Origin of the sequence: Methylobacterium dankookense, from assembly GCF_902141855.1 — a bacterium.
Lineage (GTDB): Bacteria > Pseudomonadota > Alphaproteobacteria > Rhizobiales > Beijerinckiaceae > Methylobacterium > Methylobacterium dankookense.
The window spans coordinates 1-14020 of sequence record NZ_CABFVH010000008.1 but is presented as its reverse complement, the minus strand read 5'-3'; the positions used below and the strand labels follow the sequence as shown (position 1 = coordinate 14020).

The 14020-nt window shown below is 70.6% G+C and carries 15 protein-coding genes; 11 read left to right on the top strand and 4 right to left on the bottom strand.

Annotated elements, in window-relative coordinates; genetic code table 11:
* Positions 1-16: 16 nt before the first annotated feature.
* Positions 17-1075, bottom strand: coding sequence for a class 1 fructose-bisphosphatase (locus MTDSW087_RS08885; protein ID WP_144762912.1), 1059 nt, complete (start codon positions 1073-1075; stop codon positions 17-19).
* Between the two features lie 189 nt (positions 1076-1264).
* On the opposite strand from MTDSW087_RS08885, the gene MTDSW087_RS08880 reads away from it, so the two are divergent.
* The 4 genes from MTDSW087_RS08880 to MTDSW087_RS08865 all read left to right on the top strand — a co-directional run bounded on the left by MTDSW087_RS08880 (position 1265) and on the right by MTDSW087_RS08865 (position 5687).
* On the top strand, positions 1265-2212 hold the full coding sequence (locus MTDSW087_RS08880; protein WP_144762910.1) for a LysR family transcriptional regulator: 948 nt from the start codon (positions 1265-1267) through the stop codon (positions 2210-2212).
* Complete coding sequence (locus MTDSW087_RS08875; RefSeq protein ID WP_186383789.1) at positions 2209-3465, top strand: NAD(P)/FAD-dependent oxidoreductase; 1257 nt, start codon at positions 2209-2211, stop codon at positions 3463-3465. The genes MTDSW087_RS08880 and MTDSW087_RS08875 overlap by 4 nt, the downstream gene beginning before the upstream one ends.
* A gap of 177 nt (positions 3466-3642) precedes the next feature.
* Positions 3643-4830, top strand: coding sequence for a patatin-like phospholipase family protein (locus tag MTDSW087_RS08870; RefSeq protein WP_144762908.1), 1188 nt, complete (start codon positions 3643-3645; stop codon positions 4828-4830).
* Between the two features lie 77 nt (positions 4831-4907).
* On the top strand, positions 4908-5687 hold the full coding sequence (locus MTDSW087_RS08865; protein WP_238178610.1) for a TetR/AcrR family transcriptional regulator: 780 nt from the start codon (positions 4908-4910) through the stop codon (positions 5685-5687).
* A gap of 5 nt (positions 5688-5692) precedes the next feature.
* On the opposite strand, the gene MTDSW087_RS08860 is transcribed toward MTDSW087_RS08865, so the two are convergent.
* On the bottom strand, positions 5693-6115 hold the full coding sequence (locus MTDSW087_RS08860; RefSeq protein WP_238178609.1) for a response regulator: 423 nt from the start codon (positions 6113-6115) through the stop codon (positions 5693-5695).
* 271 nt (positions 6116-6386) lie between these two features.
* Between MTDSW087_RS08860 and argJ the strand changes: the two genes are divergently transcribed.
* Genes argJ through MTDSW087_RS08845 form a run of 3 tightly spaced genes read left to right on the top strand, consistent with a single transcriptional unit; the run spans position 6387 to position 8760 of the window.
* Positions 6387-7637 (top strand): bifunctional glutamate N-acetyltransferase/amino-acid acetyltransferase ArgJ, encoded by a 1251-nt coding sequence (argJ, locus tag MTDSW087_RS08855; RefSeq protein ID WP_144762904.1) that lies wholly within the window; start codon positions 6387-6389, stop codon positions 7635-7637.
* Positions 7634-8341, top strand: a complete 708-nt coding sequence (locus MTDSW087_RS08850) for an SIMPL domain-containing protein (RefSeq protein ID WP_144762902.1) — start codon at positions 7634-7636, stop codon at positions 8339-8341. Before argJ ends, MTDSW087_RS08850 begins: the two co-directional genes overlap by 4 nt.
* Positions 8338-8760: a (deoxy)nucleoside triphosphate pyrophosphohydrolase gene (locus MTDSW087_RS08845; protein ID WP_144762900.1), complete on the top strand. Its 423-nt coding sequence runs from the start codon at positions 8338-8340 to the stop codon at positions 8758-8760. Before MTDSW087_RS08850 ends, MTDSW087_RS08845 begins: the two co-directional genes overlap by 4 nt.
* 59 nt (positions 8761-8819) lie before the next feature.
* On the opposite strand, the gene MTDSW087_RS08840 is transcribed toward MTDSW087_RS08845, so the two are convergent.
* Together MTDSW087_RS08840 and MTDSW087_RS08835 are read right to left on the bottom strand one after the other, a co-directional pair.
* On the bottom strand, positions 8820-9353 hold the full coding sequence (locus MTDSW087_RS08840) for a Dps family protein (RefSeq protein ID WP_144762898.1): 534 nt from the start codon (positions 9351-9353) through the stop codon (positions 8820-8822).
* Between the two features lie 177 nt (positions 9354-9530).
* Entirely contained in the window at positions 9531-11111 is a 1581-nt protein-coding gene (locus MTDSW087_RS08835; RefSeq protein WP_144762897.1) for a L,D-transpeptidase family protein, read from the bottom strand.
* A 174-nt stretch (positions 11112-11285) separates the two neighbouring features.
* Between MTDSW087_RS08835 and MTDSW087_RS08830 the strand changes: the two genes are divergently transcribed.
* From MTDSW087_RS08830 to MTDSW087_RS08815, 4 genes are all read left to right on the top strand, one after another.
* Positions 11286-12128 carry an SDR family NAD(P)-dependent oxidoreductase gene (locus MTDSW087_RS08830; RefSeq protein ID WP_144762895.1) on the top strand — a complete coding sequence of 281 codons (843 nt, stop codon included), beginning with the start codon at positions 11286-11288 and terminating at the stop codon, positions 12126-12128.
* A 251-nt stretch (positions 12129-12379) separates the two neighbouring features.
* Entirely contained in the window at positions 12380-13087 is a 708-nt protein-coding gene (locus MTDSW087_RS30755) for an RNase A-like domain-containing protein (RefSeq protein ID WP_238178607.1), read from the top strand.
* Positions 13077-13397, top strand: a complete 321-nt coding sequence (locus MTDSW087_RS08820; protein WP_144762893.1) for a contact-dependent growth inhibition system immunity protein — start codon at positions 13077-13079, stop codon at positions 13395-13397. The genes MTDSW087_RS30755 and MTDSW087_RS08820 overlap by 11 nt, the downstream gene beginning before the upstream one ends.
* Positions 13398-13615: 218 nt before the next feature.
* Entirely contained in the window at positions 13616-13990 is a 375-nt protein-coding gene (locus MTDSW087_RS08815; RefSeq protein WP_144762891.1) for a hypothetical protein, read from the top strand.
* The last annotated feature ends 30 nt before the right edge of the window (positions 13991-14020 follow it).

The following is a 14020-nucleotide window of genomic DNA, read 5'->3' as shown; positions in this document are numbered from 1 at the left end:
ACGAACGGTGCCCGGCCTAGCTGCGCATCAGGCCGCGCTGGCCGAAGAGCGGCGAGCGGCCGGCAGCGTGGTTGCGCCCGCCGAAATACTTGGCGACGCACTCGACCTCCTCGACCGAGCCGAACACCAGCGGCACGCGCTCGTGGACGCCGGTCGCCTCGATGTCGAGGATGCGGCGCTCGCCGTCGGTGGCGCCGGCGCCGGCCTGCTCCATCAGCAGGGCGATGGGCGCCGCCTCGTAGAGGAGGCGCAGGCGCCCCTGCGCGTAGCCCTTGCGCTGGTCGCCGGGATAGAGGAACACGCCGCCGCGCAGCAGCACGCGCTGGGCATCCGCCACCAGCGAGCCGAGCCAGCGCATGTTGAAGTCCTTGTCGCGCGGGCCATCCGCACCGCGCAGGCAATCCTCGACGAAGGCCTTGATCGGCGGCTCCCAGTGCCGCGCGTTCGAGGCGTTGATCGCGTATTCCTTGGCCGAGACCGGCACGTCGAGCTGCGGGTGGGTCAGGCGGAAGGCGCCCTCCGCGCGGTCGAGCACGTAGATCTGGGTGCCCTGCCCCAGGGTGAGGACGAGGGCGGTGGCCGGGCCGTAGGTGACGAAGCCGGCGGCGAGCTGCGCCGTGCCCGGGCTCGTGAAGGAGGCGAGCGGGTTCGCATCGTCCTGCACCGCCGGGCGGATGCCGAAGATCGTGCCGACCGCCATGTTGACGCCGATATTCGACGAGCCGTCGAGCGGGTCGATCGCCACCGCGAGCGGCGCGCCCGGATTCAGGCGCATCACCTCGTCGGCCTCCTCCGAGGCGACCTCGGCCACGGGCGCGGCCTGCAGCGCCTCGGTGACGCGCTGGTGCGCGATCACGTCGAGGGCCTTCTGCACGTCGCCGTCGCTGTTCTGGCCGCCCGCCGCGGCGAGGTCGCCGCCGAGCGCCCCGCGGCCGATGACCTCGCTGATCGTGATCGCGGCCCCCGCGATCGCCGCCACCACCGCCGCCGTGTCCTTCAGCGCGGGGTCGCCGGCCACCGCCTGCGCGAGGCACGCGTCCAGACGCGATCCGACCTCCAGAGATCCTGCCGCCATCGGCCCGCCCTCGATCCAGCTATCCATTCCGCGCAAGGCCCACCGGCCCCGCCCACGAGCGAGACGTCTAACCGGAGCCGTCGAAGGATGATACCGCGCGTTGCGGCCGGATCGCCAGAGGCAGGAACGGCCTAGCTCAAGAATTCTAAAATAACTTGCGGCTCCTTACAAAAAAACTAGAACCGAAGCATGCGCAACCTGTCCCTCAAGCAACTCCAGGCCGTGGCCGCGGTCGCCCGGCTCGGCACCATGACCCGGGCGGCACAGGAACTGAACGTGACCTCGGCCGCGCTCTACGCGCGCATCCGCCAGCTTGAGGAGGAGGCCGGGCTCCTCCTGTTCGACCGCACGCCGAACGGCCTGAAGCCGACCGATGCGGGCCGCGAGATGCTCTGGGCCATCGACAGCATCAACACGGTTCTGGAGACCTGCGCCGACCGGCTGCGCACCCTGAAGGGCGGCGCGGGCGGGCGCGTCGCCATGGGCGTGGTCTCCACCGCCAAGTACTTCGCGCCGCAGGTGATCGCCGGCTTCGTCGAGCGGCATCCGGGCGTCGAGATCAACCTCTCGGTGCGCAACCGCGGCGAGACGGTCGAGGCTTTGCGCAACTACGAGATCGATTTCGCGATCATGGGCCGGCCGCCCCGGGACTTCGCCATCGAGGCCGAGACCTTCGGGCCGCATCCCCTCGTCCTGATCGCGGCGCCGGGCCATCCGCTCGCCGGCCGGCGCGACGTCCCGAAAGCGGAGCTCGCCGAGCAGGCCTTCTTCGTCCGCGAGGAGGGCTCGGGCACGCGCACCGTGTTCGAGGAGTTCGTCAGCGGCATCATCATCCGGCGGGCGAAGCTCGGCATCGATTCCGGCTCGAACGAGACGATCAAGCAGGCGGTGATGGCCGGCCTTGGCATCGCGCTCCTCTCCGCCCACACCGTGGCGGCTGAGGTGGTCAGCGGGCGCCTCGTGCTCCTCGATGTGCAGGGCCTGCCGATCCGGCGCGACTGGTACGTGGTGCGCCGGGCCGACAAGGTGCTGGGCCCGGCCGCCTCCGCGTTCTGGTCCTACCTCGTCAAGGAGGGCCCGCGCTGCCTGCCGCAACTCGAGGCCGTGAAGGCCCTGTCGGCCGGGGCCGCGGAGTGAGCGCGGACGTCCCGGCGACGGAAGCCGGCATCGTCATCCTCGGCGCCGGCCAGGCCGGCTTCCAGGCGGCGGCCTCGCTGCGGGAGGCGGGCCATGCCGGTCCGCTGACCCTCGTCGGCGACGAGCCCTGGCTGCCCTACCAGCGCCCGCCCCTCTCGAAGGCCTATCTCGCGGGCAAGACCGACGCGGAGGGGCTGGCGCTCCGGCCCGCCGCCTTCCTCGCCGAGCACCGCATCGCCTACCGGCCCTCGCTGCGCGCCGAGGCGATCGACCGCGCCGGGCGCCGCCTGCTGACCGATGACGGGCCCGTCCCCTACGACCACCTGATCCTGGCCACCGGATCGCGGAACCGGCCGCTGCCGGTGCCGGGCGCCGATCTCGACGGCGTACGCCAGTTGCGCGGCCTCGCCGATGCCGACGCGCTGAAGGTGGATCTCGCGCGGGTGGGCCGCGTCGCCGTGGTGGGGGCGGGCTTCATCGGGCTCGAATTCGCCGCCGTCGCCGCCGCGCGGGGATTGCACGTGACCGTGGTCGAGGCCGCGGCCCGGCCGATGGCGCGGGCGGTCTCGGCCGAGATGGGCGCCTTCTTCCGCGCCGCCCATAGGGAGGCGGGCGTCGCCTTCGCGTTCGATGCCGGGGTGTCGGAGATCCTCGGCGAGGCGGGGCGCGCCGTCGGCCTGCGCCTCGCCGATGGAAGCGCGGTGCCGGCCGACCTCGTCCTCGTCGGCATCGGCGTGCTGCCGAACCAGGAGATCGCATCCGCGGCCGGGCTCGCGGCGGCGGACGGCATCCGGGTCGACGCGCTGCTCGCCACGCAGGATCCGTCCATCTCGGCGATCGGCGATTGCGCGCGCTTCCCCACCCGCTTCGCCCGCGGCCTCGCGGCGGACGGGACGGTGCGGATCGAATCCGTGCAGAACGCCATCGATCAGGGGCGCGCGCTCGCCGCCCGGCTCACCGGAAGGCCCGCCGCCTACGACGCGGTGCCCTGGTTCTGGAGCGACCAGGGCCCGAACAAGCTGCAGATCGCGGGCCTCGCCGCGCCGGGCGACGAGGCGGTGCGCCGCGGCGACGGCAACGCCTTCTCGGTCTTCCGCTTCCGCGAGGATCGCCTCGCCGCGGTGGAATCCGTGAACCGGGCGGGCGACCACATGATCGCCCGCCGCCTGATCGCGGCCGGCACCCCGCTCACGCCGAAACAGGCCGCGGACGCCGCCTTCGACCTCAAGGGGCTGGCTCTGGCCCGGCCCTGAATCGGCCGGTTTTCACGTGAAATTAACCCTGCGGCGGTGGAGCCTCTGCGAGGTGCGGGGGCAACAGGCGGCGGCGGAACACAAGTGCAGCCGCACCGTTCATTGACGGTTGCGGGCGCAATGCCCAAGCTTCCCCCAGCCCGGCACGGACCGCGGACAGGCTTCGAGACACGATCGATGACGGTGCGTCGCTCCTGGGGTTTCCGCGCCCTTCTCGCCCTCGGGCTCGCGGCGCAGGCGGCCGCCTGCTCGTCGCTGCCGCGCATCCCCTACACCGCGAATCAGGCGGCGCTCGCCTCGGTGCCGGGCATCCCCGAGGCCCGGATCTATTCCGACGCCTCGGTCGAGACCTTCACGGCGCTCGCCGCGCGGCAGGAAGCGAAGCGCGGCTTCAGCTACCTCGCCCTCTCGGGCGGCGGCGGGGACGGCGCCTACGGCGCCGGCATCCTCAACGGCTGGACCGCCTCGGGCACGCGGCCGGACTTCACCATGGTCTCGGGCGTCAGCACCGGCGCCCTGATCGCGCCCTTCGCCTTCCTCGGCCCGGCCTACGACGCCTATCTCACCGAGTTCTACACGAGCGGCGTCGCCGCGACGCTGGTCCAGTCGCCCGACATCACCAACGTGCTGTTCGGCTCTGGCCTGTTCGGCGACGGGCGCCTGCGCGACCTGATCGGCCGCTACGTGACGGCGGACCTGCTCACGGCGGTGGCGGCCGAGCATGCCAAGGGGCGGCGCCTCCTCGTCGTGACCGCGAACCTCGATTCGCAGCGCGCCGTGATCTGGAACATGGGCGCCATCGCCGCGAGCGGCGCGCCGAACGCGGTCGAGCTGTTCCGCGACGTGCTCACCGCCTCGGCCAGCGTGCCGGCGGTCTTCCCGCCCCAGCTCATCGACGTGACCGCCGGCGACGCGCGCTTCCAGGAGCTTCATGTGGACGGCTCGGTGGTGACGCCGGTCTTCACCCTGCCCCAGGCGCTGCTCGTGCGCGAAGGCCGCCTGCGCACCGCCGGCAAGGCCGACATCTACGTGGTGATCAACGGGCGCCTGGAGCCCGAATTCGACGTGACCCGCAACAACACGCTCTCGATCGTCGAGCGCTCCTTCACCACGGCGAGCCGGGCCCGCAGCCGCGCCACGCTGACCACCACCTATGCCTTCGCCCGCGCCAACCACATCGGCTTCAACCTCACCTATATCGACGAGGCCGCCCCGAGCGCGACCGCGGCCCGCGGCTTCGACACCGCCTACATGCGCGCGCTCTACGACGCGGGCTACGCGAAGGGCCGCACCGGCCGCTTCTGGGAGCATTCGGTGCCGGCGGCCCCCGTGGTGAAGGCCGCCATCGCGGCGGCGACGCCCTGACGCGAGGCGGCCGGCTCGAAATCCGCCGCGCGCGCCCCTAGATTCCCCGGGAAGCGATCGAAGGAGCGTCGGATTCGATGAGCGAGAGCGCGAGCCCCAAGGGCCGGAAGGCCGCTGGCAAGGGCACGGCCCGGGACGGCGCGGCCAAGGAGAGCGGACCGGCGCAGGGCGCGCCGAAGCTCAACCCGCGCGAGGCCGCGGTCGAGGCGCTGATGCGGCTTGCCGCCGAGCAGCCCTGGAACGACATCGAGATCGGCGACGTCGCCCGCGAGGCCGACCTGACGCTGGCGGACCTGCGCGAGTTCTACCCCTCGAAGGGCGCGATCCTCGGCGGCCTCGCCCGGATGATCGACCGGGCGGTGCTGGCGGAGGACAATTCCGACCTCGCCGACGAGCCGGCCCGCGAGCGCCTGTTCGACGTGCTGATGCGCCGCCTCGACGCGATGACGCCCTATAAGCCGGCCCTGCGCCGCATCTCCTACGCCCTGCGCGGCGACCCGCTCTCCATGCTGGCGCTGAACGGCGTGATGCTGAATTCGCACCGCTACATGCTGGCCGCGGCCGGCATCGACACGGAGGGGCCGCTCGGCCGCCTGAAGCTGCAGGGCCTCGTCATCGCCTTCGCGCGGGTGACCGAGACCTGGCTGGAGGACGACGACCCGGCGCTCGCCCGCACCATGGCGCGGCTCGACAAGGAGATCCGCAACGGCGAGCGCTTCATGGAGCGGGCCGAGGATGCGCGCCGCCTCACGGCGCCCTTCCGCGCCCTCGGCCGCGCCTTCCTCGACCGGCGCCGGCCCGGCCGCCGCGATGCGGAGCGCCGGGACGAGGATTCGGATCCCGCGGCCGCGATCTGAGCCCGTCAGTTGCCGCGGTCGGCGGGCCGGGGCGTGTGAAGGGCGTCGCGCACCGTCTGCGCGACCGAATCGGCGTCCATGGCCTCGGGGACGATCAGGGCGTCGGGCACGAGGTCGGAGACCTCGCGCGCCAGGGCCTCGGTCCCGTCGCTGGCGAGCACGATGTGCAGGCTCGGCCGCAGGGCGCGCGCCTCGATGGCGAGCTGGGCGCAGCAGACCTGCCCCTGCAAGGTGCAGTCGATCACCATCACGTCGATGGGCAGTCCCAGAACGAGGACGGCGAGCGCGTCGACTCCGTTGTCGCAGGCCGTGACCTGATAACCGGCCCGGCGGATTTCGGAGGACAGGCCGTTGCGCCAGCTCTTGTTGCGGCCGGCGACGAGAACCTGCACCCGGTAGCATCCCCGCGGAGGGATGGCGGGTTTCATGACAGCGGATCCGAGGACAGCTCGCGGCATCCCGCGCTCGACTTCGTGTTCACGTTGCATTGCGGCATGCTACGCCCGGTTGTTGGAACTAGACAAGCCCTATGCCGCGAAGACGCCGCATTTGATCCCGGCCCTGGCGCGCCCATAGGCAGGATCCGGATTTGGGCGGCCTCCGCGCCCGGCCCCGTGGTCGGCGGTTGACGGCGACGGGTCGGGCGGGTCAACACCGCGGCGCCGTGAGCAGCCCCGCGACCAGCCGGAGATCGATTCGGTGTCATCCGCCAACCCGCCGCCCGTCTCGCCCCTCGCCCCGGCCTCCGCGCCCGACCTGCCGCCGGTCCCGGGCGTCCGGCTCGCCACCGCCCAGGCCGGCATCCGCTATTCCGGGCGCACCGACGTGCTCTATGTCGGCCTCGAGGCCGGGACGGTCCCGGCCGGGGTGTTCACCCGCTCCAAATGCCCCTCGGCGCCGGTGGATTGGTGCCGCGAGGCCCTGAAGGCCGGCTCCGCCCGCGCGCTCGTCGTCAATTCGGGCAATGCCAACGCCTTCACCGGGCAGCGCGGCCGCGACGCGGTGGCGCTCACCGCCCGCATCGCCGCGCAGGCCGGCGCCTGCACCGAGACCGACGTATTCGTCGCCTCGACGGGCGTGATCGGCGAGCCCCTCGACGCCACGAAGTTCGAAGGCGTGCTGGCCGATTGCGCCGGCCGCGCCGAGGACGGCCCCGAGGCCTGGGCCGCCGCCGCCCGGGCGATCATGACCACCGACACCTTCGCCAAGCGCGCGACCCGGACGGCCGAGATCGCGGGCACGCCCGTCACCATCAACGGCATCGCCAAGGGCGCGGGGATGATCGCCCCCGACATGGCGACCATGCTGGCCTTCGTCTTCACCGACGCGGCCCTGCCGCAAGACGTGGCGCAGGCACTCCTCGCGACGGGCGCGGACCAGAGCTTCAACTGCGTCACCGTCGACGGCGACACCTCGACCTCCGACACGCTGATGCTGTTCGCCACGGGCAAGGCCGGCAACGCGGCGGTCGCGGAGGCCTCGGATCCACGCCTCGCCGGCTTCAGGGCCGCCCTCGACGACCTCCTGGTCGAGCTGGCCCAGCTCGTCGCCCGGGATGGCGAGGGCGCGCGCAAGTTCGTCACCGTCGAGGTGACGGGCGCCGAGAGCGACCGCTCCGCCCACCGCATCGCCATGTCGATCGCCAACTCGCCGCTGGTGAAGACCGCGGCGGCCGGCGAGGACGCGAACTGGGGCCGCGTGGTCATGGCGGTCGGCAAGGCCGGCGAGCCCGCCGACCGCGACCGGCTCGCGATCTGGTTCGGCGACGTGCGCGTGGCCGTCCACGGCGCACGCGACCCCGACTACAGCGAGGCGGCGGCGAGCGCCGTGATGCGCGAGCCGGATATCCGCGTCCGCGTCGATCTCGGCCTCGGCACCGGCACGGCCCGCGTCTGGACCTGCGACCTGACCAAGGCCTATGTCGAGATCAACGGGGATTACCGCTCGTGAGGGCGGCCCTCGCCGGCCTCGCCCTGGCGCTCTCCGTCCTGCCGGCCCGCGCCGAGGACGAGCTCTGCGCCCGCAAGATCAGCGTCGTCGGGCGGGCCCAATCCGTCCGCGCGCCGGACTTCGCCGAGATCTCGGTGGGGGTCGAGACCAAGGCGCCGGGCGCGGCGGCCGCGCTCGACGCCGCCTCGAAGGCGGTCGAGGGCATCGTCGCCCTCGGGCGCGAGATCGGCGTGCCGGCGGGCGACATCGGCACCTCGGCCGTGGTGCTGGAGGCGGCGACCCGCGCCGTCACGCGCCCGAACGGCACCACCAGCTCCGAGCCGGACGGCTACCGCGCGGCCAACGCGGTCACCGTGCGGCTCGCCGATATGGGCCGCCTCGGAGACTTCCTGCGCCGCGCCCTCGAAGCGGGCGCCAACCGCATCGATGCCATCGGCTTCGGGCTGAACGATCCGGACAAGGTCGAGGCCGAACTCCAGGTCGCCGCAACCCGAGATGCCCGCACGCGCGCGGCCGAGCTTGCCGAGGCCATCGGTGCCAAACTAGGGCCGCTCTGCGCCCTGTCCACGGGCGGCGGGCCGCAGCCCCTGCGCATGGCCGCGCCGATGGCCGCGAAGGCGGCACCCGGCCGCCGCGTCCCGATCACCGCGGGCACGATCGGCAGCAGCGCCGAGGTCTCGGCGAGCTTTGCGGTCCTGCCGTGAGCCACCCTGCGGGCATCCGTCTCGTCCTCGTCGTCGCGGTCGCCCTGGTGGACCGCGACGGCCGCGTGCTGGTGAGCCAGCGTCCCCCGGGCAAGCAGCTCGCGGGGCTCTGGGAGTTCCCGGGCGGCAAGGTCGAGCCCGGCGAGCGCCCCGAGGCGACGCTGATCCGCGAGCTCGCCGAGGAGATCGACGTGACCGTCGAGGAGCCCTGCCTCGCGCCGCTCACCTTCGCGAGCCACGCCTACGACGACTTCCACCTCCTGATGCCGCTCTACGTCTGCCGCCGCTGGTCGGGCACGCCCCGTCCACTGGAAGGGCAGACGCTGCGATGGGTGCGGCCGGGGGCCCTGCGCGACCTCGCCATGCCGCCGGCCGACGAGCCGCTGATCCCGTTCCTCGTGGACCTGCTCGGCCCCTGAAAACAAGGCAGGGCCCCGCACCGAGGTGCGGGGCCCTGCCTTCGACGAACCCGGATGGCTCAGTGGCCGCCGGCCTCCGCATTGCGGGTGGCCTCGTAGAGGAACCACGTGCGCTCCTCGGACTGGTCGATCCACTCCTCGAGCTGGCTCGTGGTCGCGACGTCGTTGGCCTCGTCGGTGACGGCGTGCAGCTCCCGCATATGGGCGGTGAGCGCCTTGTTATCGTCCCGCAGCTCCTTGAGCATCTCGAGGGGGCCGACATACTCGGCGTCGTTGTCCTGCACGCGCGCGAGCGTCTTGGCCTGGCCGATCGAGCGCAGCGTCGTGCCGCCGATCTTGCGGGCGCGCTCGCCGACCGCGTCGATGATCGCGAAGATCTGCTGCGACTGGTCGTCGAGGAGCAGGTGATAGTCGCGGAAATTCGGGCCGCTGACGTGCCAGTGGAAATTCTTCGTCTTGATGTAGAGCGCGAAGAGGTCCGACAGCAGGACGGTGAGGCCCTCGGAGATCTTCTTGACGTCGTTCGGATCGAGGTCGGTCGGCGTGTTGAGGCGGTCGCTGCCGATGCGGCTGACGGGCTTGGCCTTGGCCATGGATATCTCCGTTCGTCTTTTGAGGATCTCGTGCCGATGCACGCGTCGGCGGGCGCGCTTGGCATCGTTCCTCGGCAGAATGAACGGTGCGGATGATTGTTCCGCCGCGCTTGCCGCCGGCATGGCGGGGTCGCGGCCGGTGCACACCCTGGAGCGGTTCTAAGCTGATGGACCGCGTCAGTTGGCCACGGGAATGGAGGCGGGCGGTCGCAGGGCCTGCGGCCTGACCGGGCGCGCGGGCGCCGGGATCGCGCCCGTGGTCGTGGGCTCGGCGGGCCTGGAATCCGCGGGCCTCGAGACGGCGGGCTTCGGTTCCGCGGGTTTGGGCTGCGCGCCGTTCGCGGCCGCAGCGGGCGGCCGTGCCGGGGCCCCGGCGGCCGCGGGAGGCGCGCCGCCGGGCGTGTCGAGGCTGTAGATGTCGTCCCGGAAATGCGCGCGCCCGTCCGGCGTGGCGTAGCCGGTGAGGTAGACGAAGGTCACCGGAACGGGCTTCGGCAGCTTGATGTCGCGGCGCTCGCCATCGGCGATGCCGGTCTCGATCTCGATCGCGCCCCAGGTCGAGCCCGGCCCGTTCGGCCCTTCCGTGCCCTGCAGCAGCCAGCCCACGAACTCCTTCACCTGGCCGACGCGGACGCAGCCATGGCTGTGGAAGCGGACGGAGCGGGCGAACAGCGACTTCGAGGGGGTGTCGTGCATGTAGACCGCGTGCCGGTTCGGCATGTCGATCCGCACCTGGCCGAGCGAGTTGTCGAAGCCGGGATCCTGCCGCAGCGTGTAGTTCACCGCCTTGTTGGTGTTCCAGTCGATCGTGGTCGGATCGACCTCGGCATTGCCGGGACCGAGGATGCGGATGTGGTTCTTGGCGAGGTAGCCCGGCTCCTTCCGCATCCGCGGGATGATCTCGTTCTTCACCACCGACATCGGGACGGTCCAGGTCGGGTTGAAGTTGATGTCGGTGATCCGGGTCTCGACGGCGGGCGGCGCCTTGTCGGGGCTGCCGACCACGGCGACGTAGCGGCGCACGACCTGGCCCCTCTCCACGGCCTCGACCACCGCCGAGGGGATGTTCACCACCACGTAGCGCTCGCCGAAGGCGAAGTTCGAGCCGATCAGCCGCTGGGCCGAGGCCGCGAGCTGGCGCTGGCGCGTGGCGGCCGGCACGTTCAGCGCCGCGATGGTCTGGCGGCCGAGATTGCCCGTGGCCGGGAGGCCGTGGCGCTCCTGGAAGGCCGTGATCGCCGCCACCAGCGGCGGGTCGAGCCGGTCGCTCGGGGCTGCGTCGGCGGGCAGGTCGCCGGTCAGGGTCAGGTGATGGCGCAGGGACGGCACGGCCGGATGGCCCGCGCCGGGCTTCAGGGCGAGGTCGGCGGGCAGCGGATCCCAGCCGCCGGCCTCGGCATAGGCCTGGTACTGCTCGGCCGCCTTCAGCGTGTCGAGGAAGGTGCGCGCGGTCAGCGTCGGCGTCGGGTCGGCGGAGACGCGGGCATAGACGAGGGGCGCGGGCTCCCTCTTCCGCTGGGCCTCTTTTCGGGCGGCGTCAGGGACCGGCTGGATGGCCTGCGCCGGAGGGGCCGGCTGCGGGGCCTGGGGCGCCGGGGCGGCCTGTGCCGCCGGAGCCGCCTGGATTGCGGGGACGGGCTGGACCGCACCAGCCTCGGGCGGCGTCGGCGGCAGCCCCTGGGCCGCGGCCGGGCCGAGGGCGAGGAGAAGCGCCAGCGGCGGCAGGGCCCCGCGCGGGCGGGCGAATGTCGAGACCATACGCAGTACCTCGGCCCCTGGATTGACCCGCACGCGAGAGACGGGCGGATGATGCCGGCGGATGGTTACCAATCCGCTTGCGTGCGCCTCCGGGGCCTGTCCCTCTCGACAAGCGGGGCTTCCGCCCCACCCTTCGCCCCTGGGAGCGAACCGGCTCCCGGGAGGAACCGAGCCATGCAGCACCCCGCGATCAGCCCCGGACGCAGCGCCGTGGTCACCGGCGCGGCGAGCGGCATCGGGCTCGCCGCGGCGCGCGCCTTCGCCCGGGCCGGGATGCATGTCTGGCTCGCGGACCTGCCGGGCGAGGCGCTGGAGGCCGCCCGCGCCGAGGTCGCCGGGCTCGCCGCCGTCGAGGTGCGGGCGGTGCCGACCGATGTCGGCCGGCGCGAGGCGGTGGAGGCCCTGCGCGACGCCGTCCTCCGCTCCGGCCCGCCCGCCCTGGTGATGCTGAACGCCGGCATCGAGGCGGGCGGCCGCCTGTTCTCGGAGGCGGAGGTCTGGTCCCGCATCCTCGACACGAATCTCTGGGGCGTGATCAACGGCGTCCAGGCCTTCGCCCCCGGGATGATCGCGGGGGCCGAGCCCGGTGCGATCGTCGTCACCGGCTCGAAGCAGGGCATCACCACCCCGCCCGGCAACACGCCCTACAACGTCTCGAAGGCGGGGGTGAAGGTGCTCACCGAGGCGCTCGCCCACGATCTGCGCGGGCGGGAGGGCTGCCGCACCAGCGCCCATCTGCTGATTCCGGGCTTCGTCTATACGGGCCTGACCAAGGCCCGCGGCGTCGCCGAGAAGCCGGCCGGCGCCTGGACCCCGGACGAGACCGTCGCCTTCATGCTGGAGCGGCTGGCGCAGGGCGACTTCTACATCCTCTGCCCGGACAACGAGACGACCACCGCGCAGGACCGCGCCCGCATCGCCTGGGGCGCCGGCGACATCACCGAGAACCGTCCCGCCCTGTCGCGCTGGCACCCGGATTATGCGGAGGCGTTCAAGGCGTTCTGCGCCGGGCGCTGACGGGCCGAACGCCGCTCAGGCGATTCGATTCGGCTCCGGGCGGCGCGCCCGCCCCCGCTGGCACGCGGGCAACCGGTCCTGATCCGGGTCTGCCCGGCCCGGCCTCCGCGGACCTGCACTCAAGAATATTATCCGGGCGATCGAGCGGTATGGCCGGTCGAATCAGGAGGATCATATTGACATTTAAGGCATAATAGGCTATTGTGGGGGCATTGTCCTGTTAGGGGATTGCCCTGCGTGATGCTCTGCCAGTGACCACCCTGCATGCGCTTCGCTGGCAGTTCGCCGCACTCGATGTCGAGGCGAAGCTCGTCCGCCTGCGCCTCGCTCTCAAGCTGTTCAACCCGCTTCAGCCGCGTGTTCCGGCCGGCAATTGGGACGGTGGACGATGGACCAGGGGCAACGCCTCGGATCAGGCCGACGACGGTTCCTTGATACAGCCCGTCGCGGGCCGGGAACGGGATCGGATCTCCGGAGCGGAGCTTGCCAAGGATCCCTACCTCAACCGCCATATCGTCGATGGCCATGTCGGGAAGACCGACGCGGAGATGATCGAACGCGTCGCGGACAGTTACAGGCGAGATCTGTACGGCATAATGCCGCCGCCCCTACCGTTGAGGAGGGACGGATCCTTCGACTCGATCGAGTCTGCAAGGACCTTCATCAGGGAGACTTTGGAAAAGAATAGAGACGCGGTTCAACGGGTCGCGGAAGGGTTGGAGCCTGAAGCCTGGCTCAAGTCGCGCTTCGGCTATCCGACCGGTCGAGAGGCCGTGAGCATCCCGAAGGATACCCCCATCCGCATGCGGACGACCTATGGCGTCGGCATCTGGATAACCCATGATCGCTCGGTGGAAAGGGGATTTCGCATCGTCACGGCTCACCCGATGAATGATGATGACGCGAATGAAAATAAGTCAGATTCATTCATATACATAGGGGACATAAATGAATGCTGATTGGAGAGAATTCTGCGGGTGGTTTCATCAAGACGCAGATATACTTGGGGACAGCTGGGATAAAATCGTAGCGTTCGTCGTATCCTATCGTAGCAGAGAAAATGCTCTCAAGATCAGAGATTTTCTGGATGATCTGCTGGCCAAAGATCTTAGCGATCAGGAACTGATGGATATCTGGCTCGAATCACCCGCGGATGTATATTTGAGAGACAAAGAAGCCTATCGGAACTTCTACACAATGATCCGGGATACGGCAGACCGGCATGTGCAAGGCCTGCTGCCGAGAAGCCCACTGCCGAAGGACGTGTAGGACCGTCTCCGAGGGGAGCGAGGACGTCCGGTTTTCAAGGCCTCATCCTGTGGCGGGTCCGGGGCGGAGCCCGTCGCGCCTGGCGCAGCACCTTCAAGGGTCTCGCCCCTGAAGACCCCAGACAAGGGACAGAGCAGCACGATGCCTGGATCAAGTCCCGCTTCGGCTATCCGACCGGTCGAGAGGCCGTGAGCATCCCGGAGGATACCCCCATCCGCATGAGGACGACCTACGGCGTCGGCGCCTTTATAGTCCATGATCGCTCGGTAGAGAGGGGATTTCGCATCATTACAGCTTTTCCGATGAATGATGACGAAGGAGAGAGGAAATCTAGCTCATACCTTGACCTGCAGGAGGCAAAAATGAACTCTTCTTGGAAGGATTTTACTGGCGAATTTCATCGTTATGTCCATGTTTATGGAGATACATGGGAAGATATTATCGGATATATTATGCAGAAGAGAGACAAAAAAGAAGCCCTGGAGGTCAAGGCGTTTCTAAGCGATCTGCTTGCAAAAAATCTAAGAGTCCGTCCGATAAGTCATGAGGCGCGTCCCAGCCGTCGAACGAGGATCATGACGGCAGCGGCGTAGAGGAAGGCTTGGGCCGAGGCGAGGGTCGCC

Excerpts from the sequence above, each read along its gene's own strand:
- MTDSW087_RS08885 (WP_144762912.1), bottom strand. The coding sequence starts at position 1,075 with ATGGCGGCAGGATCTCTGGAGGTCGGATCGCGTCTGGACGCGTGCCTC.
- MTDSW087_RS08880 (WP_144762910.1), top strand. The coding sequence starts at position 1,265 with ATGCGCAACCTGTCCCTCAAGCAACTCCAGGCCGTGGCCGCGGTCGCC.
- MTDSW087_RS08870 (WP_144762908.1), top strand. The coding sequence starts at position 3,643 with ATGACGGTGCGTCGCTCCTGGGGTTTCCGCGCCCTTCTCGCCCTCGGG.
- MTDSW087_RS08865 (WP_238178610.1), top strand. The coding sequence starts at position 4,908 with ATGAGCGAGAGCGCGAGCCCCAAGGGCCGGAAGGCCGCTGGCAAGGGC.
- MTDSW087_RS08860 (WP_238178609.1), bottom strand. The coding sequence starts at position 6,115 with ATGAAACCCGCCATCCCTCCGCGGGGATGCTACCGGGTGCAGGTTCTC.
- MTDSW087_RS08840 (WP_144762898.1), bottom strand. The coding sequence starts at position 9,353 with ATGGCCAAGGCCAAGCCCGTCAGCCGCATCGGCAGCGACCGCCTCAAC.
- MTDSW087_RS08835 (WP_144762897.1), bottom strand. The coding sequence starts at position 11,111 with ATGGTCTCGACATTCGCCCGCCCGCGCGGGGCCCTGCCGCCGCTGGCG.
- MTDSW087_RS08830 (WP_144762895.1), top strand. The coding sequence starts at position 11,286 with ATGCAGCACCCCGCGATCAGCCCCGGACGCAGCGCCGTGGTCACCGGC.
- MTDSW087_RS08820 (WP_144762893.1), top strand. The coding sequence starts at position 13,077 with ATGAATGCTGATTGGAGAGAATTCTGCGGGTGGTTTCATCAAGACGCA.
- MTDSW087_RS08815 (WP_144762891.1), top strand. The coding sequence starts at position 13,616 with ATGAGGACGACCTACGGCGTCGGCGCCTTTATAGTCCATGATCGCTCG.